The sequence below is a fragment of the Microbacterium sp. zg.Y909 genome (genome assembly GCF_024626565.1).
In genome coordinates, this window is record NZ_JANJFJ010000621.1 from 1 (window position 1) to 1,623 (window position 1,623).

3 protein-coding genes are annotated in these 1,623 nt (G+C 69.9%); 1 reads left to right on the top strand and 2 read right to left on the bottom strand.

What is annotated here, in order from left to right:
* Complete coding sequence (locus NQ160_RS23495; RefSeq protein ID WP_257517413.1) at window positions 1-237, top strand: hypothetical protein; 237 nt, start codon at window positions 1-3, stop codon at window positions 235-237.
* A 1-nt stretch (window position 238) separates the two neighbouring features.
* Here the strand turns inward: NQ160_RS23495 and NQ160_RS23500 are convergent, their stop codons facing one another.
* Both NQ160_RS23500 and NQ160_RS23505 read right to left on the bottom strand, forming a co-directional pair.
* Complete coding sequence (locus tag NQ160_RS23500) at window positions 239-661, bottom strand: VOC family protein (protein ID WP_257517414.1); 423 nt, start codon at window positions 659-661, stop codon at window positions 239-241.
* Between the two features lie 11 nt (window positions 662-672).
* Window positions 673-1,623 (bottom strand): helicase-related protein (locus NQ160_RS23505; RefSeq protein ID WP_257517415.1); only part of this gene is annotated, 951 nt, incomplete at its 5' end.

The window sequence follows — 1,623 nt, forward strand, 5'->3', positions numbered from 1 at the left end:
ATGACGCGCAGCGACCCGGACCGCCCTCCCCTTCGCGAACGCGTCCGCGAAGCCGGCGGCTGGTACGCCTACCTCAATTCGCGGCTGATCAAGGTCGCCGGCCCCGCGTCGGTGGGGCCGTACGACGCCGAGCCCGAGCCCACGCGCACCGAACGGGCGTGCCCGCTGTGCGGCAAGCCGATGTCGCAGCACACGTTCGACCGCTCGGGGCCGAAACCCCTCATGACCTGCCCCTGACTCAGCGCAGGCGCACGGACCCGTCGGCTTCGAGTGGCCAGCCCGGATTGACTGCCACCTCCCACGGATGCCCGTCGGGATCCACGAACACTCCGGAATAGCCGCCCCACTCGGTCTCAGCCGCCGGGCGCGCAACGCGGGCGCCGGCCTGCTGGGCTGCGCTCAGGACAGCGTCGACGTCGGCACGCGACTCCACATTGTGGGCGAAGGTCACTCCACCCCAGCCGCCGTGGTCCGCCATGCCGGAATCCGCCGCCAGGGCGGCCCGTGACCACAGTGCCACGACCATGCCCCCGGCCTGGAAGAAGGCGATGTCGCCGGGAACCGAGCGGGGGTGCGGTTCCCAGCCGAGCGCGCGGTAGAACGCGATCGACCGCTCCAGGTCCGCCACTCCCAGGGTGACGAGGGAGAGCCGCTGCTGCATGGTCGCTCCGATCAGGCGTGGCCGGCGCGCTCCATGGCGCGCAGTTCCTTCTTGAGGTCCTGCACCTCGTCGCGCAGCCGCGCGGCGAGCTCGAACTTCAGCTCGCCGGCGGCGGCGAGCATCTGGTTCGACAGGTCCTCGATCGTCGACTCCAGCTGGGTGGCGCCCTCGGCCGCGATGCCCACACGACGCAGCTGCGGCGTGGGGCTCTTGCCCTTGCCACTCTTGAGCGGGCCGGAGCGCTTCTTCGACAGCAGCTCCTGCGTGTCCGAAGCCTCGCGGTTGAGCGCATCGGTGATGTCGGCGATGCGCTTGCGCAGCGGCTGCGGGTCGACGCCGTGGGCGACGTTGTACGCGATCTGCTTCTCGCGGCGGCGCTCGGTTTCGTCGATGGCCTTGCGCATCGAGTCGGTCATGTTGTCTGCGTACATGTGCACCTCGCCCGAAACGTTGCGGGCGGCGCGGCCGATCGTCTGGATGAGAGAGGTGCCCGAGCGCAGGAAGCCCTCCTTGTCGGCATCCAGGATCGCCACCAGCGACACCTCGGGGAGGTCGAGGCCCTCGCGCAGCAGGTTGATGCCGACGAGCACGTCGTAGACGCCCGCGCGCAGCTCGCTGAGCAGCTCGACGCGCCGGAGGGTGTCGACGTCGGAGTGGAGGTAGCGCACGCGCACGCCGTGCTCGCCGAGGAAGTCGGTGAGCTCCTCGGACATCTTCTTCGTCAGGGTCGTCACCAGCACGCGCTCGTCGCGGCCCACCCGCACCCGGATCTGCTCGAGGAGATCGTCGATCTGCCCCTTCGACGGCTTGACGACGATCTGCGGGTCGACGAGCCCGGTCGGACGGATGATCTGCTCGACCACACCGTCGGCGATGCCCATCTCGTACCGCCCGGGCGTCGCCGAGAGGTAGACGGTCTGGCCGACACGCTGCTTGAACTCATCGAAGCGCAGCGGCCGGTT

Coding starts and splice junctions, on each gene's coding strand:
- NQ160_RS23495 (WP_257517413.1), top strand. CDS start 1: ATGACGCGCAGCGACCCGGACCGCCCTCCCCTTCGCGAACGCGTCCGC.
- NQ160_RS23500 (WP_257517414.1), bottom strand. CDS start 661: ATGCAGCAGCGGCTCTCCCTCGTCACCCTGGGAGTGGCGGACCTGGAG.